We start from the raw sequence: 23,999 nt of genomic DNA, 5'->3' as shown, positions 1-23,999 counted from the left end.
AAATCATGAAAAAAGTTCTTGTAACAGGAGAAAATGGCTATATAGGTACTGCATTTTATAATTGGATTAAACTAAATTCTATAGATATTGATATGGATTTTATAAATGTTAGAACAAATGAATGGAAAGAAAAAAGTTTTTCAAATTATGATGTAGTTTTACACTTAGCAGGAATAGCACATTCGTCTCGAAATCCAAAACTTAAAGAGAAATACTACAAAGTGAATCGTGATTTAACTTTGGAATTAGCAAAAAAATCAAGGCGAGATAGTGTGAAACAATTTATTTTTATGAGCAGTATAATTGTATATGGTGAGGGCAATCTTAATGATCCAAAGATTGATGAAAGTACTGTTCCAGTACCATCCAATTTTTATGGGGATAGTAAACTTCAGGCAGAAAATCTAATAAGGTCACTAGAAAATGATAGTTTTAAAATTGCAATTATTAGACCACCAATGATTTATGGAAGAAACTCGAAAGGAAATTATTCGAAACTATCTAAGTTATCGAAACTTACTCCTGTATTCCCAGATTTTTATAACGAAAGAAGTATGCTACATATAGATAATTTATCTTCATTCATTACAGCTATTATTTTAAAAGATGTTAAGGGTACGTTTTTCCCTCAAAATAAATCCTACGTGACTACTTCTGAACTGGTTAAAACAATTGCTGAAGTAAATGACAAAAAAGTAATTCTTGTACCAGGGTTTAATTATTTAATAAAAAAACTAATAAAAAAACAAGAAATTTTTAATAAGCTATTTGGAAATTTAGTCTATGATCAAAAATTGTCAGAGCATCAAATCTTAAATGATTATTGGGTGAATGATTTCTATGAAAGTATAGTAAAAACGGAGAGGGATATACCTTGAATAAACGACATATACTAGTGATTAGCCAGTATTTTTTTCCGGAAACTTTTCGAATAAATGATATGTGTAAGGAATGGATTGAACGAGGATACGAAGTAACTGTAGTGACAGGGATTCCAAACTATCCTCAAGGGAAATTTTTTGAGGGATACGGATTTAATAAAAAGAATAGAGAAAATTATGAAGGAATAAATATTATTCGCTTACCAATCGTTCCAAGAGGAAATTCAGCTTTTAATTTAGTCTTAAATTATATTTCGTTCGTAATAAGCGGTGGACTATGGTCAGTATTTTCCAAATTAAAACCTACACATGTATTTATATTTGAAGTTTCTCCTATGACTCAAGCGCTTCCGGGAATATGGTTTGCACAAAAAAAGAAAATACCTTGTTTTTTATACGTACAAGATCTATGGCCGGAAAATGTAGAAATTGTAACAGGTATTCATAACAAAAAGATTTTGAATATGATTGGAAAAATGGTTGATTACATTTATAAAAGAACAACAAAAATTTTTACAACTTCCAACAGCTTTGTCACAGCAATTTCTAAAAGAGGTGTTCCATTAGAAAAATTAAAATTTTGGCCTCAATATGCTGAAGAGTTTTATAGAGTAATAGAGAATAAAGAGGTTCATGAAGAAAAAGATATTCTTTCGTTTGTCTTCACAGGTAATATTGGTAATGCACAAGGTTTGGATATTTTGCCGAAAGTAGCTGCTGAAGTGAAAAAACTAAATCTAAAGAAACAAATAAAATTCACTTTAGTTGGTGATGGACGCTATAAATCTGAGCTCATAAGCTTAGTTAAGATGAATGATGTAGACGACATGTTTACTTTCGTAAATAAACAACCTGCAGAGGCAATTCCGGAAATCCTAGCAGAGCATGATGTTGCAGTTCTTACTCTAGCAAATAGTAAATTATTTTCAATGACAATTCCTGCGAAATTACAATCATATATGGCATGTGGTATGCCGGTCTTGGCTTCAGTTGAAGGAGAGTGTGATTCCATTATTAAAGAATCACTATCTGGCTTATCAAGTTCACCAAATGATGTTAATTCAATGATTACTAATGTAATTCAATTTGTTAATTTATCGTCTGAAGAATTAAATGAAATGAGTATGAATTCTAAAAAATATTGTGAGGAAAAATTCAACAAGAAAAACTTGATGAATGAAATGGATAGCTATTTCGAAAAAAATTAAGTTTTTATAGATTGGAGTACATAAAATGTTCAAAGATAAAATATTATTAATTACAGGCGGGACAGGATCATTTGGTCATCAAGTGTTAAAACGATTTATTGATACAGATATCAAAGAAATACGTATCTTTAGCCGTGACGAGAAAAAACAAGATGATATGCGTAACTTAATTCAAAACGATAAAGTTAAATATTATATTGGTGATGTTAGAGACTACAACAGTATCGCTGACGCAATGAAGGATGTAAATTATGTTTTTCATGCTGCTGCATTAAAGCAAGTCCCTTCATGTGAGTTTTATCCAATGGAAGCAATCAAGACAAATGTCCAAGGTTCAGATAATGTATTTCGTGCTGCGAAGTATCATAATGTGGAACGTGTCGTTTTATTAAGTACAGATAAAGCAGTCTATCCAGTTAATGCTATGGGAATTTCAAAGGCAATGGCTGAGAAGTGTATGATTGCGGCTTCCCGAAATCTTTCTGAAGACGAGACAGTATTCTGTTCAACACGTTATGGTAACGTTATGGCTTCACGGGGATCGGTTATTCCTTTGTTCGTTAATTTGATGAAAGAAGGAAAAGATTTAACAATCACGGATCCGAGTATGACACGCTATATGATGTCATTGGAAGAATCAGTTGATTTAGTATTGTATGCTTTTAACAATGCTAAACAGGGAGATATTTTTGTACAAAAAGCCCCTGCATGTACAATTTTTGAACTGGCCACTGCGTTAAAGGAACTATTCAATGCGAAAAGTGACTTTAAAATCATCGGACCACGTCATGGTGAAAAGTCGTACGAGACGCTACTTACTAAAGAAGAATTTGTTAAAGCAGAAGATCACGGTGAGTACTATCGTATACCGGCCGACACACGTGATTTGAACTATGAAAAATTTTTTACAGAAGGTAACGAGTTAGTCCGCGACCATTTGGAATATAACTCTGACAATACAAATCGAGTAAACGTGGAGCAAGTAAAAGAAATGCTTTTAAATCTTCCTTATATTCAGTATGAGCTAGCACAATGGAAAGGCGAAAAAGTCGAATCAGATAGCATCATTGAATTGATGTAAGGAGGATATATAATGAAAATTTTAGTAACGGGATCAAAAGGTTTTGTTGGTAGAAACTTGATCTCACACTTAAATGAAAATTCAAGATTTGAAGTATTAGAATACTCAAAAGGTAATTCGGAAGCTGAATTAGAATCACTAGTAAAACAAGCAGATAAAATTGTTCACCTAGCTGGAGTGAACCGGCCAAAAACAGAAAATGAATTTAAGAGCGGGAATCAAGATTTAACGGCTAAACTTGTAGATTTTGCTAGCCGTTCAAATAAACATCCGCATATTTTACTATCATCCTCTACTCAAGCTGAGCTAAACAATCCCTACGGCGAAAGTAAATTGGGAGCGGAAAAAGAAGTACTTAAATATCATGATCAGACGGGATCACGTATTACGATTTATCGTTTACCTAATTTATTCGGTAAATGGAGCCGGCCTAACTACAACTCAGCAATTGCTACATTTTGTTACAATGTTGCGAATGATTTAGAAATTACTGTTACTGATCCTTCCATTGAGCTGAACTTAGCTTATATTGATGATGTAGTTGATAGCATAGTTGCTAACTTATTATCTGATAACAACGGTAGAAATAACACGTATGTTACAGTACCAGTTACTTATAAAAAAACACTTAAAGAAATAGTAACGTTGATTCAAAGTTTTAAAAACATGCGTGATTCTTTACTGTTGCCTAACTATCAAGATTTATTCGTCAAAAAACTATATACGACTTATTTATCTTACTTAGAAGAGGATAAATTCTCATATGGTTTAAAAAAACATGAGGATAATCGAGGCTGGTTAAGTGAATTGATCAAATCGGATTATATGGGACAAATGTTTGTCTCAAAGACAAAACCAGGCATCACACGAGGAAATCATTATCATCATACGAAAGTAGAGAAGTTTATCGTCATTAGTGGTGAAGCAATGATTCGATTCAGACATATTGAGAAATCTGAAGTAATTGAATATAAAATTGAAGGAAACGAAGCGCGAGTTGTCGATATACCACCTGGTTATACACACTCGATTGAAAATATTGGAACAGATGAAATGATTACTTTGTTTTGGGTGAATGAACAGTTTGATACAAAAAAACCAGATACTTATATGAATGAGGTCATAAAATGAACAAATTAAAAGTCATGACGATTGTTGGAACGCGTCCGGAGATTATCCGCCTATCAGCTGTAATTAACAAATTAGAAGAATCTGAAGCAATTGAACATGTATTAGTACATACGGGTCAAAACTATGATTATGAACTAAACGAAGTATTTTTTGAGGATTTCAATTTACGAAAACCTGACTACTTTTTAAACGCTGCAAATGGTACAGCAGTTGAGACTATAGGAAATATTTTAATCGCCATTGATCCGATTTTAGAAGAAGTACAGCCTGAAGCAGTTTTAATTTTGGGTGATACAAACAGTTGTCTTTGTGCAATTGCTGCAAAAAAACGTAAAATCCCGATTTTTCATATGGAAGCAGGAAACCGTTGTTTTGATCAACGTGTACCTGAAGAAACAAATCGTAAAATTGTAGATCATATTTCAGATATTAATCTAACTTATAGTGATATTGCGAGAGAGTATCTACTCAGAGAAGGATTACCTGCTGATCGGATAATTAAAACTGGAAGCCCTATGTATGAAGTTTTGAATTCCAGAAAAATTAGTATTGAAAATTCTTCAATTTTAACCACCTTAAAATTAACCAGTAATCAGTACTTTGTAGTTTCAGCACATAGAGAAGAGAATATTAACTCTGTAACTAACTTTAAAAAATTAATCGACTCCTTAAATACTATTGCTATCTCTTATAAGTATCCAATTATTTTTAGTGCGCATCCAAGAACTATGAAAATGATTGAACAAGAAGATTTCATACTTAATGAAAAAATTATTTTAATTAAACCCCTAGGTTTCAATGACTATATTAAGTTGCAGCAAGGAGCAAAAGCAGTTCTAAGTGACAGTGGAACAATAAGTGAAGAGACATCAATTTTAAATCTTAAATCTTTAAATATTAGAGAAGCTCATGAAAGACCTGAAGCTATGGAAGAAGCTAGCGTTATAATGACTGGATTAGAGTCAAATAATATAATGAGAGGATTAAAAATAATAGAAGAATCTGTACATAAACCTTCCCGAATTGTTTCAGATTATAATATTGTGAATGTTTCAGATAAAGTAGTAAAAATAATTATTTCATATACAGATTACGTCAATAGAAATGTTTGGAAAAAGTAAAAATGAAATATTACCTTTCAAAATTTATTAGTAAGTTGAGAATTAGTTCAGTAAAGTCAAGTACGATTGATAAAAAATCTAAAATTGGTAGAGGAAACAATATTATTAATTTAAAAATGGATAAATATTCATATATTGGAAATGACTGTATTATCGTTAACTCTGAAATAGGTTCATTTTGTTCAATAGCAAATAATTGTATTATAGGTGGAGCAAGTCATCCTATTGATTGGTTGTCATCTTCTCCGGTTTTTTACGATGGTAAAAATATACTTAATAAAAATTTTTCTGAAAATAAATTTAATAGTTATTCAAATACTTACATCGGAAATGATGTATGGATTGGAAACAATGTGCTCGTTAAGTCCGGGGTTAGAATTGGTGATGGAGCAATTGTAGGAATGGGATCTGTTGTTACAAAAAATGTAGGAGAATACGAGATATGGGCAGGAAATCCAGCTCGTTTAATTAAAAAAAGATTTTCTGATTCAACTATTCTGAAGCTTAAAAATTCAAAATGGTGGGAATTTAGTGAAGAGAATATTTATGCTATAGCAGACTATACAAATAATTTAGAAGAAGTATTAAAAATAATTGATGAGAGGAATGAATAATATTAAAATTCTTCATGTTTGCCTTTCGTGTTTTTATATAGATAATCATTCGTATCAAGAAAATTTATTACCAAGGTATCATAAAAAAATGGGGTATGATGTAGAAATTATAGCATCTCAAGAGAACTTTGATGAAAACGGAGAGAAAACAAATGAGGGAGAGTTTAGAGAATATTTAAATGAAGATAACATTAAAGTGACTAGATTGGAGTACAAAAATATAATTTTTTCTAAAAAATTAAAATTGTATAAAAACACCGAAAGATATATCAATGAATCTAATCCTGATATAATTTTTGTTCATGGATCGCAATTTTTAGATTTAAAGATTATCAGGGAATATTGTCAGAAAAATCCTCAAGTAAAACTATATATAGACAATCATGCGGATTTTTCAAATAGTGCTAAAAATTTTATTTCTAAAAACATTTTCCACGGAATTATATGGAGGCAAAATGTAAAACAAATAATTAGTTTAACTGAAAAATTTTATGGCGTTTTACCAGCAAGAGTGAATTTTTTAAATGAAGTTTATAAAATTCCAAAGAGCAAAATAGATTTATTGGTTATGGGTGCGGATTCTGACTACATACAAAAATTGACCGAAAATAATTCAGAAGAAATAACATTATTAAAAAATTCATTAATAGAGAATGATGATTTTTTAATAGTTACAGGTGGAAAAATAGATAATGCTAAAAAAGAAATTTTTCATTTAATAAAATCTGTAAAAGAGGTTAAAGGAGTAAAGTTAGTCATTTTTGGATCTGTTATAAAAGAACTTCAAGAAGAGTTTTATCATGCTATTGATAATCCTCAAATTAAATATGTAGGTTGGATAAAATCAATTGAATCATACAAATACTTTTTGGCTGCTGATTTAGTTGTTTTTCCTGGAAGGCACTCAGTTTTATGGGAACAAGCTGTAGGATCAGGAGTTCCAGGTATATATAAGAGATGGGCAGGAACGGAACATATTAATATGAATAATAACGTTATATTTTTAAATGATGATAGTTCATATACTTTAGTAAGTTTATTAAATACATTAAAGTATAAAGACAAGAAAGAATATAAGAATTTATTAAAAAATTCTCAGGAAATTAAAGATTCGTTCTCATATTCAAAAATAGCTGAAAAAAGTATCGATTATAAAACTACCAAATAATTTTGTGATTTTTAATAAAAAAATCTATGGGTATTTATTTAACCCTATAAAAATTAGAAAAGCTTGATTGAATAGAGTAGGCTAGATTATTATGCAGTTATCTGAGCTATTAGAGTTATTTCTTTAAAATTAAAACATACCATGTTATATATTTAATGGGGTTAAAAAGGAATTTAATTAATGAGAAAAATTATAAAAGATATTTTATATAATGTAATTTCTTCATTTTTAATTGTGTTAGTAATTCAGTTCTTAATTTATCCTTTTTTGGCTAAAGATTTATCAATTAAAGAGTATGGCTTATTTTTATTATCTATAGGTGTTATCAATATGATTTCTATAGGGTTCTCGAGCTCAATTGGAAATCTAAGATTAATTAATCAAAAAAAGTATATTAAAACTAGTGAATATAATAATTTTTTAACTCTTGTATTTATTGTTACCATAATAATTTACATCATAAGCCGATCATTATCTGAAGTAATAAATATTTATTACTTGGTATTAGCCCTTTGTATGATATTTAAAAATTATCATTCTTATAGCTTCAGGATAGAAATTAATTATAATAACGTATTAGTACTTAATTTGATTACTGCAAGCGGATATTTATTAGGTTTAATCTTCTATAAGTTATTACTTCAAGAATGGATATTTATTTTTTTGATTGGTGAAGTATTAGGTACAGTATTCGTCATTTTAAAAGCAAAAACAGTAAAAGAAGAATTTAAAGTAGTAAAAAATAAAAAAATGTACTCTCAGTTTTTTTCACTATCAATGGCGTCTTTGATAAGCAACTCGATGATTTATATTGACAGATTGTTGTTATTTCCTTTATTAGGTTCTACAAGCGTATCTATTTTTGTAGTAGCTTCTTTTGTGGGGAAGTCAATAGGTCTTGTAGTTACGCCAATTAACAGTGTTTTTCTAACATATATATCTAAAAAAAACGATTTAAGTTTAAAATTATTTCAGAAGATATGCTTCTCTTTAACTATAGTCTTTTGTTTGATATTTATTGTAACTTATTTTTTAGGGGACTATATTACTAAAATTTTATATCCAGCTATTTACGATGACTCAAAAAAATATATCGGTATTTCCAGTGCGTCAGCATTAACTTTTATTTTTGGCACTATATTAAATACGTTTCTATTGAAAATGAGTGATATAAAATGGCAATTAAGAGTTCAGATTGTATATGTGATAATTTATATAATTTTTGGAGGTATTTTTCTAATTTACTATGATTTAGAGTTATTTATTTACTTTACGATTATCTTAAATTTATTTAGAATTTCATTGATTTATTTTATTATAAAATTTACTAGTCAACTTAATATAGAGGAGAGAACATAATTTGAAAATTACAGTGGCGGGAACCGGTTATGTAGGGCTTTCTATGGCCGTTTTGCTTGCACAACATAATAAGGTCACATCGATTGATATTATTAAAGAACGTGTCAAGCTCGTTAACGATCGGAAATCACCAATCGTTGATGCAGAAATCGAAAATTTTTTACAGAACAAAGAATTGGATCTACATGCGACAACCGATAATTTTGAAGCGTATAAAGATGCTGAATTCGTTATCATTGCGACGCCCACAGATTACGATCCAGCACGAAACTACTTTAACACCCGGACGGTTGAGAGCGTCATTGCTACAGTCCTTGCGATTAATCCGGATGCCACGATGATAATAAAATCGACGGTACCGGTAGGCTACACACAAGAATTAAAAGAGAAGTTCGATACATCAAACATCATCTTCTCGCCAGAATTTTTGCGTGAAGGACAAGCCCTGCATGATAATCTTTATCCGTCACGAATCGTCGTTGGTGAACAGTCAGAACGGGCGCAACAGTTTGCTAATCTTTTACTCAAAGGAGCCATTAAAAAAGATATCCCGATTCTTTTGACAGACTCAACAGAAGCCGAAGCCATCAAGCTTTTCTCTAATACGTATTTAGCAATGCGTGTTGCGTTCTTTAATGAACTCGATACGTATGCAGAAGTCCGTAACCTCGATACTAAACAAATCATCGAAGGTGTAGGGCTTGATAGCCGAATCGGTAATCACTACAATAATCCATCTTTTGGTTACGGTGGATATTGTCTTCCAAAAGATACGAAGCAGCTGCTGGCGAACTATGATGAAGTACCCAATAATATCATCGGGGCGATCGTTGAAGCGAACCGGACACGGAAAGATTATATTGCCGATACGATCATCAAACAAAATCCGAAAGTCGTTGGTGTGTATCGTCTGACGATGAAAACGGACTCGGACAACTTTCGTGCGTCTTCGATTCAAGGAATCATGAAACGAATCAAGGCGAAAGGAATTGAAGTGACGGTCTTTGAGCCTGTGTTGACAGAAGATACATTCTACAATTCCCGCGTTATTCGTGATCTTGAAGCATTTAAACAAGAATCAGATGTTATCATCTCGAATCGTATGCATCCTGAGTTAAGAGATGTCGAGGATAAAGTGTATACACGTGATTTGTATAGTCGTGATTAAAAAGGGTGTCATCTTCTTATAATATAAAATATATGTCTTATTGTATTGAGTTAATTTAATATTAAATACGTTGGAATAAATAAATAACAAGTCGCCATTTTAGCGAATAGCGGAATAAAAAATATATTTATCTAATAGAATAACAAGCATAAATTGGGTAAACATCCATATTCTTATTGAGATAGGAGCTTTTAATTGAATAGCGCCCAAATACAAATAAATAATAAATCTAAAATTGTATTTTTATTAGGTTGCATGGGAGTGGCAATATACAGTTCAAATTTTTTAAATATAGGCAACTACTTACCTCTTCTTATAGCGCCTGTTATGTTATTTTTTTTAATAAGTAAAAAGATTGAAAAACAATTTATTTTTATTTTTTTCTCATTAGTAGCTTTTACAATTACTTATAGTATTATCCTTATTTTTTATGGATTTAGTTCAATAGATGCAGTAATTGGTCGATTGCTATTTCCACCGATTATGTTCATATTTGGATATTATATTATTGTTAATGATAAAAGTTATAAAAAGTTTACAAAGATATTGTTTGTAATGATTGTTTCTCTTTCACTATTCGGTTTTCTGTCATTCCTAAAGACTATTTATATGTACGGAGATTTTGATTCTTATATCTTGACGAATGGAAGAACGGCAATTAATTTGTGGGGTCAAAACCCTATTAATGCAACCGGTCTAAATACCAGTTTGTCGCTAGGTCTTGTTTTATTACCATTGCTATTTTTATCCGCAAAATCGCTAAAAAATGGGAATTTAATAAAATTAATTTGCTTATTTTGTTTTGTTATAACAATCTACACAGCAGTTCAGTTAGCTAACAGAACTGGTTTGTTGTTAGTTCCAATTTCTTTTGTAGTACTATATTTAGCGTTTGTAAAAATTAACTTTAGAAAAATTATAACTTCGTTCATTATCATTTTAGTTATCTTAATTGGATATTTTTTGTATTCTATAAATTTTCTTAACATAAAAATTTATATCCAATCGACTCTCATGTTTCAAAGGCTTAATTCTTCAGATTTATTTGATGATCCGAGGTTAAAGGCATGGAATGACACATTTTTTGGATTATTTGTTAATCCTATGGGAGGAAGAAAAACACATTTGTCACTAAACTTTGCTCATAATTTATGGCTTGATATTGGGTTAGACGTTGGTGTTATTCCTTTGCTATTCTTATTAATGTTTACAATTTTTTCATTTTTATCTCTAAGGAAATTTATGGAATTACCTCATCCAAAGTTTTTGAAAGCTTTAGTGATTCTTTTATATACAGCATTTTTCGTAAGTTTTATGGTAGAACCTATTATGCAAGGATGGGTTGTTTATTTTACGTTGTTTTGCTTCCTTTTTGGAGTTGTTCAGCGTATTAATCAAGAAGTAAGTAATTGAATTAATTTAAGTTTTAATTATGATTAATCGTTGGATGATTAAAATTTGTTAAGGTGATTTTATTTTTAAATTATTATAGCTAAAATTACCAATATATTTGAGAAAAAAATAAAATATATTTTAATAAAAGTGAACTATTCCAAGTCTACTTGATAGAGTACAGTTCAACTCTCCCACTAGATACTTTTTTTGCTTTTGATTCCTCAATTCTTCGGCTTTATTCTGAAAAAATTACTTTTATGTAATTGTGTAGTGCAAAAGCATTTGAAATTGGAATTGATCAATTGAGAGGGAATCCCTTTGTTATAAAAACTAAAAGAAGGATTTTTCAGAACACAATTTTCTTATTTAGGGCACTACTTTGTTTCACATACGACGTATAGTAAGCTAACAATTAAAGCTTATCGTACATAATGATCTCATACAGATGAAGAAGTATTGTGTAAAGTGACCAGTAAAGTATCTTCGAATTTATTTTTATCATTTAATTCAACACTATAAACCAACTACGGAGATGCGGCGGTATCACGCGTTGATCGCACTCGGAAATGAACTTGTTCGAGCGAAACGGCTTAAGGCAAATCCAATGAAACAAATCCGTTTGATTGTTCATCAACACATTTAACAACACGAGTATCACTCGCTTAAAGAGACGATTCAAACAATTCGCCAAATTCATCATCTGTACTAACGTCTATTTTTTTAACTCATCAGTGAAACGGGCTTCTGCTTTATGGAGGTCCGTTTGTTGTTACCGATGACCGAGCAGATTCAAGACAGTCGGTAAATCAGCGTGATGTTCCTGATAAATTGTTATCGCGAACGTTACTCGTAAGTCATGTGATAGGAGGATGCGCTTAAGGATCTGTTGACTGTCGAGTCGAAGTTGTTTCTTCGTTTGATTCGGCTCCAGTAAACGCCTGGTGTTGTTTTGAAACAAGTAACTGTCATTGGTCTGGACATCGAGATATTGTGTCAGGGTAGTAGCGCATCCAAAAATGATTAAAAAACCCTGAGTCCAACAAAATGTCGGATCCAGAGCTTGAAAATCTCTATTTTTGAACAGTTCAAAAAGACAGGTTTTTATTTTTTTTGATTTTGAAGAGAAGCCGACTTTTGAGTCAGCTTCTTTATTTTACATCGTCGCTGTTTTTGAATCATATTAACGAGTGATAAAAATATCATCTGTCCGTCTGTCGTGATAGGGAAAAAGTTAAATACATTTGCTAAACAAAGTATTTTCACTACTACCCACGCTCCGCTGTTCCCTTCGACCCATATACCAAAAGAGAAAAGAAGTAATGGTGCTGAAGCTGAAATAATCAGATTTTGCCAGTCTACATGAGTATTATGATAACGGACCGTCGGAGTCAGAAAACGGTCGAATGTCACGCGTGGCTGACGTCGGAAGAGAAGCGCAAAACACCAATGGATACTTTCATGAATAGTCACGACTAAAGCAATCAACAGTACATAACTGATCAGGAGCAGCAGTGTCTCAGCTGTCATGTCGAGCAGAAGTCCGTCGTGTCTGCATGAATAATCCAAATAAAGTGAACAGTGCGATAAAGGCAAGATACATGAGGAGCGCCTGTAATGTGAGTGAGAAATGTGTATTCAGTTCTTCTTTCGTCATCACAGTAGAAATTTTCAGACCGGTTAGCGTTGTCACAACACTGGTTTCATTAATTTGAAAAAGCTCATAAATGTAATCAATCAAAAAGATGACCGCCCAGATTACAGTTCCTACACCAATCAATTTTGTGATCTTCATTTTGCCACCTCGTATTCTTTCTTTAGTATGAGATACAACACGCCGAGCAAGAACAATAATGCAGGGTATAGCGCACCGTCTATGCTGACAAGTACTGATAGGAGAATAATTAAGATAATCGTCAAGACGGAAGCAATCGTCTCGTTGATATTACTTTGTGATTTCGGAAACAAAAACCCTGCGATTGTTGCCGCAAAAAAGATATTGATCCCGTATAGATAGGGGTTCAAACTACTTGTCTCGACAATCCCGACATATAAGGCAGGGGCCATTAGAATGATCGACACTCCGAGTAGGGAGCCAAGCTCCATCAACGGATGGATACGGTATAATCCATACAGTTTGCGTACCGCCAACGTCGCATCTGCATAAGTGATCGTTACGATTCCTAAAATCGGTAAAAGGAATAACCACAGTTGCATCGTCCCCCCCAGACCCACTTGATAGAGCGCCCCGGCTGACATGACAGCTAGTAATGCCCAGAAATAAAGGAAGTTCTTACTTCGAATAATGGCCGGCATCGTTGTTGCCAGTCCAATATTAAAAGCGGGCAAGCCCAATTTAAAGTAACTCTGACGCACATAAAGATGGTTGCGGGAGAAGAATAGGGTTTGCAGGAGATACGCAGCTCCTCCAATCAAGATGCTTCCTGCCAGTACGAATAGGGTTAGTGTAAGAATAGAGTACGGCAGCCTGCTGACCCAAACATCGATTTGAAATCGTGTCTTGATTAAATGAAAGGTCACTAGGCCGATCAGACATAAATCGAGCACGAATCCTAATAGGGTGCGCTTCAGTCCGGAGATGTTTTGTAACAGGGCTGCGTACAAAAAATCAAGAATCCAAAAGCTTGCAATAAATACAGTATGTAGCGTTAAGAGCACGAGCAACGCAACTCCCCATTGCATCGGAATCAACTTCAGTGCAGGTGCCACGATAATCATCAATAACTCAAAAAAGACAAGTGCGACACTCAGTTTAAACAAGCGTTGGCTGACATTAACTTCCCGTTCAGAAAAAGGAAGTGTCTTGGCGAAAAATAAAGAGTTTCGATTCAACGAGACTGTTGCGTTCAACAGAATGAACATGAACGTTCCTAAAATGAAAACGACATTGAAGTAACTGCTCAACGTCATTTTTCCTGCTAACAAGAGTGTCGCCTGATCAGCTTCTTTCGCGTTAGTCGTCAACGTCGAAAGTTGGACCATATTTAAATAAAAGTATCCGAGGTAGGCTGCCGTCAGCAGTAGTAATAATCCGTAACGGTTCAATCGGCTACGAAAGAACGGACGATTGAACAAACCATGAAATGTATCGTTATAGAAGAACTTCAGAAGACATAAAATGTTTTTGGACGATGGCGAACTTCTCACGCAAGACCTCCTCTTGTTTTATGACTTGTGTCAATTCTTCGGGAGACCCCTCAAAGTGTATAAGGGAACCATGACGCATGAGTCTGACGTCATTCGGAAAACGATCAATCGTGTTCCGTTCATGCGATACGATGATGATTTTCTTCGTCTCGCCAACCGCTGCGAACAGCTCCTGTACAAGAAGGGAGGTATCGAAATCCAGTCCGCCGAAAATTTCATCCGCGATTATATACTCAGTATTGGCAGCGAGTGCTGCAACAATTTGAATTTTCTTTTTCATTCCAAAGGAGTACGATTCGATGGTTTTATGTTGTCCATCCGCTAAATCGAGTAGTTCGATTAAGATGGGTGCTTTCTCATACTCACTTGTCTCGTATCGACTTAAAACGAACTGTACATATTCTTTACCTGTCATGTATCCTGGTAAATAAAAATCTGAAGGCAGATAGAAGAACTTAGACTTATATGCTTTGCTACCTGGTGATAACTCATCAATCAAAATCTCACCACGATCTGCTTCGAGTAAGTTTGTCATCATGTTTAGTAATGTCGTTTTCCCACTACCATTTGTCCCGACGATCACAGAAACACCGGTTTTTGAGAACGTTGTTGATAATTGATCAATAATACAATTTTTTTTGAACGACTTCGTTAACTGTTTGATTTCAATCATGTTCTCGCCTCCTAAGAAAAACGGGAGCCCGAAGAGCCCCCGCTTATTAAGTACGTTACGAGGCTTTACAGCCAATACCCATTTGCCAAATCTTTGGCCAATTCAGCTTTACGTTTCCGTTAAAGCTGTAGCCGCGGCTTGTGCAATAAAAGGCATATGCAAAAATTCCAACTAAAAGGACTAACGCGAAAACCATCCAGAACCACTTGTTTTCGATCATGTTAAAGAATTTTTCTTCCAATGATAACTGATACGACACGAACATTGCAGACATTCGAATTCCTCCTTTCTCTTTTAAGATAGAAAGTTATTCATCCTCATGAAACATGGCATTAGTTTTTTGAAGAGAAAATTAAAACTTCCTTCCACTTGATTGTAACAAAAATTCCAATATTAGGAACAAGTCCTTTTGGAGCATCTTACTCAACGAATAATCATGACTTTTCTACCGAGGATTTCTCTAATACTAGTAGGTTATTAACTTGTTTTGTAAATATCTGAATGGAACGTCCTACAAAAAGTAAAGATTATTCTCATAGTAGAATTAGATATATTATGGAAGAAGTGTTTGACATTACGTATTAATTGAGAAAACGATGACATAAACATGTATCGTTTTTAAGTGTGGGTCAGGTAGTCTTCAGGGGATTTTTAGAGGATGGCTAATTTGGTATTTTCCTGTGAGCTGAGCGATAGGCAAGTGTTGAAGTAGTGATCATATATTCGAACAGACGATAAAACAAAAATGGGTTTGGATGAAGTGAAATTTGAATAGACCGACAAAAGCTGAACTTTTTGTTTGATTAAGGAGTTCAGCCTTTGGAGTATGAGAAGCGCATAGTTAAGCAGTTTTTAATCTATATTAGTGATACAACCTTTACTTGATTAAAGTAAGAGCTATTTTTATTACTTTTTTTAAAATGATGCATGTCAGACTCACTAGTGTGATAGAAACAAATACTATTTACAATTTAAACTAATTGATGAAGTTGTCCGATAATATAGTACAAGATTAGGCAAAATCATTAATGACTTGATGAGAGGACTGTACAAATATATGCTCAATGTTTTTAAAAAATCAAGTGAGATTTTAAAACCACGTGCACACGTTGTTTTATCAGGCTCTCTGAATGAAGATATGAATTTCCTAGAAGGGCACCCTGATGCCATTTTTATATTAAATACAAAAGGTGAAATATTAACATGTAATAGTAAATTACTTGTTCTATTAGGATACAAAAGGGAAGAACTCAAAAGCTTTTTAGAAGAAGTCGTCCCACCGACTCATCGGGAAGAGGTAAAAGATTCTTTTCAAAGTACTCTTAAAGGCAAGACAGTTCATTATTCAATTGTAATTCGCCAGCAGAATGGCCAATCGCTTACAACGGAAATCACAAATATTCCGTACTATCAAGAAGGCGTAATTAGCGGAGTATATGGCATCGTGCGTGATGTTACGGAAGAACAAACCTTTAAAAAGAATTATGCAGAATTGTTAAAACGAAATGAAGAAGAAGTATGGCGTTTAGCCACTCATGATCATGTTACAAAGCTGCCGAATCGTTTTTATCTTATGAATACAGCAGAGCAATGGCTTAATGAAGATAAAAGCATGACTGTAATAGCAATTAGTTTTAATCAAATCAGCGAAATAAACCGTACTTTGGGATACACGTATGGGGATGTATGGCTTCACGCGACGGCACAGCTCTTAAAAAACAACACACCTAAAGAGGCGTTCATCGGACAGTTGATAGGTGATGATTATGTAATTTTACTTCCCGAGTTAATAGGGTTCAATAAAGAGGAATGGATCGAAACGCTTTTATCGTTTAATAATCATAAATTTAGTTTAGAGTCGTACGAATGGTATGCCAAAGTTTCATTAGGAGTAAGTAACAGTAGTCCTGGTGAAGACGAAAAAGCCGAAACTTTAATCCGCCATGCTAATATTGCTTTGGATCGATCTAAAAAAAGTACTACTAAAGTCCATATTTATGATGCCTATTTAGACATTGAGGCATTTAAGCGTTATAAAATCTATTCAGACTTACGCTATGCGGTTTTGCGAGAAGAATTGTTTTTGGAATACCAACCAAAAGTAAATGCATGGACTGGTAAAGTGGAAGGGGCAGAAGCATTAATTCGCTGGAATCATCCGAAGTGGGGTCGTATTCCTCCGAATGATTTTATTCCACTTGCAGAGGAAAGTTCTGTCCATCTGAAAATTGCGGATTGGGTCGTAGAAGAAACATGTAGACAACTATCGGAATGGAAAAAGCAAAATCTTTTACTAGTACCTATCTCAATAAATGTTTCTCCCAAAAGATTATTACATGGTGATTTTGCAGAGGTTGTCTTTAAAAACTTAAGAAAACATAAGTTACCTTCTTCCTTGTTTGAAATTGAGATTTCAGAAACAGATATTTTATATGAAAATGTAAAAATCTCAGAAACACTTCGTCAATTGCATGATAAAGGGATAAGTATCTCTTTAGATGATTTTGGAAAAGGATATTCCTCTATTTCTTATCTACAGGACTATCCGATTGATACGATTAAAATAGATCGTAAGTTTATCAAGGATATTGATTCAGAAATTCGTGCCCGTTCCATCGTAAGGTCCGCAATTTTTATTGGTCAAGAGTTTAGATTGAATATTGTAGCGGAAGGTGTAGAAACTGCTGCGCAATTACAAGTTCTTCGCGGATTAGATTGTCCGACTATTCAAGGCTATTTATTCAGTCGACCTTTACTAGAAGCGGATTTTGCTGAAGTATTATCACGTCAACTGTTACTACCGAAAGAAGAGATTACTAATAAAGAGATTGCTACGTTATCGTTGCAGGCAAAATTGACAATTGATCGTATTGACGACGTGCCTGTGAAAATTGGCTCCTCTGTCATCATGATTTGCAGAACTAATTTGAAAAACTTAACGTTTTATTCTAACATTCGTTTTCCTGTTAAAGAGGAAGTGGAGTATAGATTAACTGTAGAGTTAACAGATAGATTTCAGGATGTTTCAATTCGGCTCCATGCTATGAAAGAGCTCTCAAACGGATTGCTGGAATATGAAGGGTACTATACCAGCATTCATCAATCACATATCGTCATCACTGCCTTTCAAAATCTTAGATGAAGTAAAGCTTTAAAGTGCCGCTGACCTGTAGTCTCTTCCAGTTTTATCTTTATATACGAAGTTAGGCTGAGTGACAATATTAAGAAAGAAACAATCAAATAGTACAAACTCTCCGATTTTTCTACATTTTAAAAAGTTCACGGGTAGAGTTATTATATGAATGGGATTGAATAAAAAGTGAATGGGGAATTGAGTGGGAAATACTTTCTAAAAGGAGGTTCTTCTCATGACACATTTTGAATATCTAGACCACTATTTGAAAACGCATCTTTTTTATAGTAAATCGACAATCAAAGCATATCGCAGTGATTTACGACAAATGAAAAATCATCAAATTGAATGGTCGATGAAATCCTTGCAACGTTACTTTAATGAGTTGATTAAACGATACAAACCAACGACCGCGATGCGGCGATATCATGCCTTGATGGCACTGGGAAATGAACTCATCCGAGCGAAACGTCTCAAAGTTAATCCGATGAAACAAGTCCGTCCGATTGTTCACCAGCATATCCAACAACGTGAGCATCATCCACTCGAAGAAACGATTCAAATGATTCGTCACATTACGGATCCGACCTATCGTCTCTTCTTTGAACTCATCAGTCAAACGGGCCTCCGCTTTATGGAGGCCCGTTTGTTGTCGATCGAGGATATTCAGTTTGCGAAGTCGACGTTACTTGTACGACATGGGAAAGGCCGACGCTTACGAACGGTTCCGCTTGGAGAAGGACTTGTGAGTAAGCTTCGAACGTTTTTAGAAGGACGGACGACAGGGCTCGTCTTTCAGTCTGTCCGAGGCAAAGCCATCAATGAGCAGTCGGCTCGTGATGCATTACGTAAGCAGTCGCTTGCTAAGCGTGGACAATCGTTACATCCGCATGACTTACGTGTTTCGTTTGCAACGTATCTCTATCAGACAGGAAATCGGAAACTGCTGGAAATTCAGCAGTTACTTGGTCACGGTAGTTCCCGAACGACAGAAGGCTATATCATCAGTCAGGAAACGAAGCTCCAGCAAATCATCAATGCGTTATCGGCATGAGACGGTTGATTGAGGAACGAGCGACTTCTGACGACGGTAAGATATACTGTTGCGTCGTCTTCGCGTCACTATGGCCGAGCAGGCGCATGACAGTCAGTAAATCAGCGCGATGTTCCCGATAAATTGTCGTCGCGAACGTGACCCGTAAATCGTGTGGTCGGAGTGTCCGTTTTAAGACATTTTGACTGGCAAGCCGGAGTTGTTTCCGGGTCTGATTCGGGTCCAGCAAGCCTCCGGCAGTGTTTTGAAATAAGGGATCATTTGGTTGAATGTCAAGATAGCGCTTCAGGACAGTAACCAGTTCGTTATGCAGGGGAACGTAGCGTGTTTTCTGTCCCTTGCCATGACGGACAAACAATTGCCGTTCGGTCAGGTCAAGATCGGTCCGACGTAATTGTCGGGCTTCATTGAACCGAAGACCCGTATGTAACAGCAGGAAGTAGAACGTATACAACGTATCGTCTTGCAGGGTCTCAATGACACGTCTCGCTTCGGTGTAACTAAAGGCAGTCCGGTGTTTTGGAAGCGGACGGGTCGGTTTCTTAATCTGGGATAACGGGTTTGAAGAAATTGATTTTTCAGCGACTAAGGCATCAAATAATGTGGCCAATGCATGAATCCGTCGGGAGACGGTCGTCGGGGCATAGGTTTGTTTTAACAACGTGATGTAACGATGCATGGAAGGGATGTCGATGGTGTGGGCGTGGGTACAGAAATGACGGACGTCAGCACGATAGGCTTTTTTCGTCAGAGGACTGTAGATCGGTGACTGTTCGATGATGGCCAGTAACCGGTCCAAGTAAAACGTCATCATAGGAGGATGTCCTGGACTTTCTGTTTGAGTTCCGACTTGAGCGACCGGAGGCGGGCCGGAGAGTAGCCGAGGGTTTCCTCGTTACCATGAAGGAGGGCTTGAAGAATCGTAAATTCCTTGCGGGACAGTTCCTGTTTCAGTTGATCGAGTAGATAAGTGAACGAGACTTGCTGCTGACGGGGGAGTTCCGGTAACATCTCTACAGCGACTTCACCGGCGAGTGTCCGGTTGCGGGTCGCCAAGTAATCGAGCATCGCACCCTTCGCGCGAATCCGGGCGAAGGTGACGGTCATGACCTTACCTTCTTCGATGGATTTCCAGAGTCGGAGAAGTGCGGCTTGACGGCATTCATCCTGTTCATTCGGATGAATCGAAAGGCGGGAGAGAAGAGAGTTGACGAGGGGAATCCATTGTTTTAAGGCTTCATTCATGACGAGATGATCCAATCTGAGATATGCATATCTATGTATTCCGCGGTAGTTTCAGTATAAGTAGAGTTATCCTGAAGCAAGTGGCGGAAACAGGCGGTTTTTCAAGAAGTTTTTCGTGTTCAGTCGTAGAAATGACGACAGTAGGAAATCGGAAAGTTTAGAAAACCGTTGGCATAATTCAAAAAAGACGATTTGAAAAGAGAGGATAACTCTACTTATCCTAAGGGGTGTTCGAAAAAGAAAATCCTTTTTTTGCAAGTCGTTACTACACAATTATTCTACAGTCTGAAAAACCAAGGTTAAAAGAAAAGACGAGATTTTTCAGATACTGCTTTCCTTGATGTGCAATAGAGAAGTAGAAGCGGATTGACTGAAGGTGATACGGTAATTAAACCGGTAACGTTAATCTTCAACACGAACAATAATACTATTAAAAAGAAAAGGTTGGTTGAAATGGGATGAATTTAAAGAAAAAACGCCCGCGCATAACACTCATCCTAATTGGTGGTTTCCTGTTGCTAAATCTTGTCTGGTACGGGGTTACGGCGGTTGAGTACAAACCATTCGTTTCGGCTGTACCGGATTTTGATGGCGTACACAGTATGATGCAAGACGGTTTCTCCTATACGGTGGAGACACCTGACTACCTGTCTTATACAGGTAGACTGATGATCGCTGACAAACAAGCCGGATTGGCAGTCGGTGTATACCCACACTTGTTTCAAGACGACACGTACGAAGTCTGGATTCAAGAAGGATTGAATGGATATCTTCTTGACGTCAACAATCGTTTGGAACTACTCGAACCGTACGACGAGCAACAAGATGTACTTAATCGGAATAAATCGGAAATCACGCGTCTCATGGACCAAGTGAAGAGTGTGTTTTCACTTGATTGAATAACTATCTGAACCCAATTAAAATGTACTATTCATGTATGTTTTTAAAAGAACAAGGGTAACTGTAACTGTTAGCTAAGGGAATAAAAACTGACATTTACGGAGGCGGAAAATAATGAAGAATCTGGATGGATTTCCAACATCGTACTGGCGCACTTCGATTGAACCATCGAATTATCCGAAACTGGAAACAAATCTAACAAGTGACGTCGTTGTCATCGGGGCAGGCATCGCCGGACTCGTCACGGCTGTTCAACTGATTGAACGGGGCTATGACGTGACGTTGATCGAGGCTGACCGGATTGCAAGCGGGACGACCGGTTATACGACGGCGAAGGTCTCGTCTCAGCACGGCTTGATTTATGACGAACTGATCCAGACGTTTGGCGAAGAGAAAGCACGGCTCTATCACGAAGCGAATGAAGAGGCGATTCGGTTCCTCCGTGATCAGACAACACGCCTGGCAATCGAGTGTGAGCTTGAGGAACAGGATGCTTATCTGTATGTCGCGTCAAGCGGACCGAAACACAAGCAACTGATCAAAGAAGCAGAGGCATACAGCCGGCTTGGAATCAACGGCGGAGACGCGACGGAAGAGGTCAGAGGCAAGTTACCGTATCCTGTCGAACAGGCCCTCGTCATTCGCAATCAAGCTCAGTTCCATCCGGTGAAATACTTACTTGATCTGGCCCGTTATTTCACGGAACAAGGCGGAAAGCTGTATGAACAGACGCGGGCGACGTCTGTCGAGTCGAAACGGACACCGACGGTATTGCTTGAATCCGGTCACCGGATTGAAGCGAAGAAAGTCATCGTCGCAACACACTTTCCATTTAACGACTTCAAGGGACTCTACTTCTCGAAACTCGAAGTTCACCGCTCTTACATCGTCTCGGGACTTGTTCCGGAAGAGTTCCCGGACGGTATGTTCATGAGCGCGGACAAACCGAGCCGGTCGCTCCGTCACGTGCACACGGCGCACGGGAAACGGCTTGGGCTGTTCGGTGGGGAGAACCACCTGTCGGGACATCAGACGGATACGAAAACGAACTATCAAGCGTTGGGTCATTTCGCCGAGAGTGAGTTTGGGGTAGCTGAAATTGATCAATTTTGGTCGGCGCAGGATTTGATTTCACTCGATAAAGTGCCGTATATCGGTCAGATGACGAGTGATGATCCGAACATCTTGATCGCGACTGGATTTGCCAAGTGGGGGATGACGAACGGGATTGCGGCAGGTCTTCTCTTGTCCGATTTATTAACGGGAACGCCGAACCGCTTCAAGGGATTGTTTGATCCGAACCGGTCGAAGTTGCATAAACAGGATGCCAAACAATTCGCGAAGAACAATGCCGATGTCGCAATCGAATTGCTGAAAGGGAAAGTGACCCGTGCCAGTCAATCGGCGGACGAACTCGGTATTGATGAAGGGGGACTTGTCCGTCATGCCGGGAAGACGGTCGGAGGATACCGAGACGAATCCGGTGAGTTACATCTCGTCAAGACGACCTGTACGCATATGGGGTGTGACGTCAAATGGAACAACGGGGAACGATCGTGGGATTGTCCGTGTCACGGCTCGCGGTTTGATTACGAGGGGAACGTGCTCGAAGGACCGGCAGTCAAACCATTGAAAAAATTAAACTGACTAAAAAACATCCACGCCCATTGATGCGTGGATGTTTTGATTAGTTGTAAACACTTTTCGGAACAAAGATTTCCGGCTGACCTGTCGAATAAGGCGCAATCTCGTAAGACTGGAAGACGACCTTGATGCCATCCTTCATCATCAGATATTCTGATTTTTTTGAGACATCGACGTCACCCAATGTATCGACGAAGTAATCGTCATTGTTTTTTAATTTATTGTAGATGTACTTCTCAACTTTTTTAAACTGTGTCGATGTTTTTAAGACGCTTATGATTGGCACTTCTTTACCTGTTTTCAATGAGTAGTTGACCCCATATTTATAACCAAATCCGTGGGCACCGCCTGTATAAGAATAATCCGACAAGGTGAATGTCAAATAAGACGTGTTATTTCCAGTAACTTTATAAGACGTGCTGTATGTATAGTTGCACATCGACGGATTTTTTTTGCAGTAAGAGGTTTTTCTTTCTTCTTTCTCGAAGGCTTCGATCTCTAAATAGTTTTGATAGGCGAACTTGGAGAAATCAGCTAGGTCAGCGTTGATCGTTTTTTGGACACTCGTCGATGGACCTTTCGTGACATATGGGTACTTCAATGCCTTTTTGTCTTTTGCGTACTTTGTGATGACGGTTGGTTTCGTCGCTGCATCAACAGACAAAGTGGTCGGTAAAAGTAATGTCGCTGACAGCAGGGGGATGAACCAGGATTTTTTCATAAGTAATCGCTCCTTAAAAATGTATTTCTTTTAGTATACGGGATTCTAGCCTAATTGTAAGTAATTCCCTTTACATTTCTTTTATCTCCAAATCAATGTTTTGGAGTCCATCTGACCATAAATATTTCAAGTGATATCAGAATTTAATATTCATTTATTTTTTCGATGTGCTATAATTACCAGGTATTAAAAATATTCAAGCGTTTAACTATATCGGTCGGGTCGATCTTCATGTGGATGTTACGAATTCACCGTCACGAACGCCGTTTACAGGTTTCATATCAAGTTCATTTCATAGTAGCGTCGTGAACGCTGTACGAATTCGAGGAGGAAGCAAC

General features: G+C 36.3%; 21 protein-coding genes. 14 read left to right on the top strand and 7 right to left on the bottom strand.

The features are described from left to right. The first annotated feature begins 5 nt into the window (after positions 1 to 5). The 10 genes from HNY42_RS14845 to HNY42_RS14800 all read left to right on the top strand — a co-directional run bounded on the left by HNY42_RS14845 (position 6) and on the right by HNY42_RS14800 (position 11,144). Positions 6 to 878, top strand: coding sequence for an NAD-dependent epimerase/dehydratase family protein (locus HNY42_RS14845; RefSeq protein WP_188004768.1), 873 nt, complete (start codon positions 6 to 8; stop codon positions 876 to 878). Further along, on the top strand, positions 875 to 2,089 hold the full coding sequence (locus HNY42_RS14840) for a glycosyltransferase family 4 protein (protein WP_188004767.1): 1,215 nt from the start codon (positions 875 to 877) through the stop codon (positions 2,087 to 2,089). The genes HNY42_RS14845 and HNY42_RS14840 overlap by 4 nt, the downstream gene beginning before the upstream one ends. Before the next feature lie 25 nt (positions 2,090 to 2,114). After that, positions 2,115 to 3,170 (top strand): polysaccharide biosynthesis protein, encoded by a 1,056-nt coding sequence (locus HNY42_RS14835; RefSeq protein ID WP_188004766.1) that lies wholly within the window; start codon positions 2,115 to 2,117, stop codon positions 3,168 to 3,170. 12 nt (positions 3,171 to 3,182) lie between these two features. Then, the gene (locus tag HNY42_RS14830) at positions 3,183 to 4,301 is read left to right on the top strand and encodes a polysaccharide biosynthesis C-terminal domain-containing protein (protein ID WP_188004765.1); all 1,119 of its coding nucleotides are present in this window, start codon (positions 3,183 to 3,185) and stop codon (positions 4,299 to 4,301) included. Then, complete coding sequence (wecB, locus tag HNY42_RS14825) at positions 4,298 to 5,422, top strand: non-hydrolyzing UDP-N-acetylglucosamine 2-epimerase (protein ID WP_188004764.1); 1,125 nt, start codon at positions 4,298 to 4,300, stop codon at positions 5,420 to 5,422. Before HNY42_RS14830 ends, wecB begins: the two co-directional genes overlap by 4 nt. Positions 5,423 to 5,424: 2 nt before the next feature. Next, on the top strand, positions 5,425 to 6,036 hold the full coding sequence (locus tag HNY42_RS14820; RefSeq protein ID WP_188004763.1) for a CatB-related O-acetyltransferase: 612 nt from the start codon (positions 5,425 to 5,427) through the stop codon (positions 6,034 to 6,036). Then, positions 6,029 to 7,204 carry a glycosyltransferase family 4 protein gene (locus tag HNY42_RS14815; protein ID WP_188004762.1) on the top strand — a complete coding sequence of 392 codons (1,176 nt, stop codon included), beginning with the start codon at positions 6,029 to 6,031 and terminating at the stop codon, positions 7,202 to 7,204. The genes HNY42_RS14820 and HNY42_RS14815 overlap by 8 nt, the downstream gene beginning before the upstream one ends. Positions 7,205 to 7,384: 180 nt before the next feature. Further along, entirely contained in the window at positions 7,385 to 8,563 is a 1,179-nt protein-coding gene (locus HNY42_RS14810) for a lipopolysaccharide biosynthesis protein (protein ID WP_188004761.1), read from the top strand. 1 nt (position 8,564) lies between these two features. Beyond that, positions 8,565 to 9,731, top strand: coding sequence for a nucleotide sugar dehydrogenase (locus HNY42_RS14805; RefSeq protein WP_188004760.1), 1,167 nt, complete (start codon positions 8,565 to 8,567; stop codon positions 9,729 to 9,731). A gap of 195 nt (positions 9,732 to 9,926) precedes the next feature. Beyond that, positions 9,927 to 11,144 (top strand): oligosaccharide repeat unit polymerase, encoded by a 1,218-nt coding sequence (locus HNY42_RS14800; protein ID WP_188004759.1) that lies wholly within the window; start codon positions 9,927 to 9,929, stop codon positions 11,142 to 11,144. 1,083 nt (positions 11,145 to 12,227) lie between these two features. Here the strand turns inward: HNY42_RS14800 and HNY42_RS14795 are convergent. The 4 genes from HNY42_RS14795 to HNY42_RS14780 are packed head-to-tail and all read right to left on the bottom strand — an operon-like array spanning position 12,228 to position 14,964. After that, positions 12,228 to 12,653, bottom strand: coding sequence for a metalloprotease family protein (locus HNY42_RS14795; protein ID WP_188004758.1), 426 nt, complete (start codon positions 12,651 to 12,653; stop codon positions 12,228 to 12,230). Next, positions 12,643 to 12,918 carry a hypothetical protein gene (locus HNY42_RS14790; protein ID WP_188004757.1) on the bottom strand — a complete coding sequence of 92 codons (276 nt, stop codon included), beginning with the start codon at positions 12,916 to 12,918 and terminating at the stop codon, positions 12,643 to 12,645. The genes HNY42_RS14795 and HNY42_RS14790 overlap by 11 nt, the downstream gene beginning before the upstream one ends. Continuing rightward, positions 12,915 to 14,291 (bottom strand): hypothetical protein, encoded by a 1,377-nt coding sequence (locus tag HNY42_RS14785; RefSeq protein ID WP_188004756.1) that lies wholly within the window; start codon positions 14,289 to 14,291, stop codon positions 12,915 to 12,917. Before HNY42_RS14785 ends, HNY42_RS14790 begins: the two co-directional genes overlap by 4 nt. After that, on the bottom strand, positions 14,236 to 14,964 hold the full coding sequence (locus HNY42_RS14780) for an ATP-binding cassette domain-containing protein (protein WP_188004755.1): 729 nt from the start codon (positions 14,962 to 14,964) through the stop codon (positions 14,236 to 14,238). The genes HNY42_RS14785 and HNY42_RS14780 overlap by 56 nt, the downstream gene beginning before the upstream one ends. A 1,057-nt stretch (positions 14,965 to 16,021) precedes the next feature. Here HNY42_RS14780 and HNY42_RS14775 point away from each other — a divergent pair. Both HNY42_RS14775 and HNY42_RS14770 read left to right on the top strand, forming a co-directional pair. Continuing rightward, entirely contained in the window at positions 16,022 to 18,106 is a 2,085-nt protein-coding gene (locus tag HNY42_RS14775) for a sensor domain-containing protein (RefSeq protein ID WP_188004754.1), read from the top strand. A 226-nt stretch (positions 18,107 to 18,332) separates the two neighbouring features. Continuing rightward, positions 18,333 to 19,151: a tyrosine-type recombinase/integrase gene (locus HNY42_RS14770; protein ID WP_188004753.1), complete on the top strand. Its 819-nt coding sequence runs from the start codon at positions 18,333 to 18,335 to the stop codon at positions 19,149 to 19,151. On the opposite strand, the gene HNY42_RS14765 is transcribed toward HNY42_RS14770, so the two are convergent. Together HNY42_RS14765 and HNY42_RS14760 are read right to left on the bottom strand one after the other, a co-directional pair. Beyond that, positions 19,132 to 19,965, bottom strand: a complete 834-nt coding sequence (locus HNY42_RS14765) for a tyrosine-type recombinase/integrase (RefSeq protein WP_188004752.1) — start codon at positions 19,963 to 19,965, stop codon at positions 19,132 to 19,134. The two genes, HNY42_RS14770 and HNY42_RS14765, sit on opposite strands and share 20 nt — an antisense overlap. Continuing rightward, positions 19,962 to 20,396, bottom strand: a complete 435-nt coding sequence (locus HNY42_RS14760) for a sigma factor (protein ID WP_188004751.1) — start codon at positions 20,394 to 20,396, stop codon at positions 19,962 to 19,964. Before HNY42_RS14760 ends, HNY42_RS14765 begins: the two co-directional genes overlap by 4 nt. Before the next feature lie 458 nt (positions 20,397 to 20,854). Here HNY42_RS14760 and HNY42_RS14755 point away from each other — a divergent pair, with 458 nt between their 5' ends. Both HNY42_RS14755 and HNY42_RS14750 read left to right on the top strand, forming a co-directional pair. Continuing rightward, complete coding sequence (locus HNY42_RS14755; protein ID WP_188004750.1) at positions 20,855 to 21,295, top strand: hypothetical protein; 441 nt, start codon at positions 20,855 to 20,857, stop codon at positions 21,293 to 21,295. 115 nt (positions 21,296 to 21,410) lie between these two features. Then, positions 21,411 to 22,943: an FAD-dependent oxidoreductase gene (locus tag HNY42_RS14750; RefSeq protein WP_188004749.1), complete on the top strand. Its 1,533-nt coding sequence runs from the start codon at positions 21,411 to 21,413 to the stop codon at positions 22,941 to 22,943. Between the two features lie 40 nt (positions 22,944 to 22,983). On the opposite strand, the gene HNY42_RS14745 is transcribed toward HNY42_RS14750, so the two are convergent. Continuing rightward, complete coding sequence (locus tag HNY42_RS14745; protein WP_188004748.1) at positions 22,984 to 23,661, bottom strand: DUF3298 and DUF4163 domain-containing protein; 678 nt, start codon at positions 23,659 to 23,661, stop codon at positions 22,984 to 22,986. Positions 23,662 to 23,999 lie beyond the last annotated feature (338 nt).

The sequence above is a fragment of the Exiguobacterium sp. Helios genome (assembly GCF_014524545.1).
Classification (GTDB): Bacteria; Bacillota; Bacilli; order Exiguobacteriales; family Exiguobacteriaceae; genus Exiguobacterium_A.
Note: the sequence above shows the minus strand (reverse complement) of the source record. Positions and strands in the feature narration are given on the sequence as shown.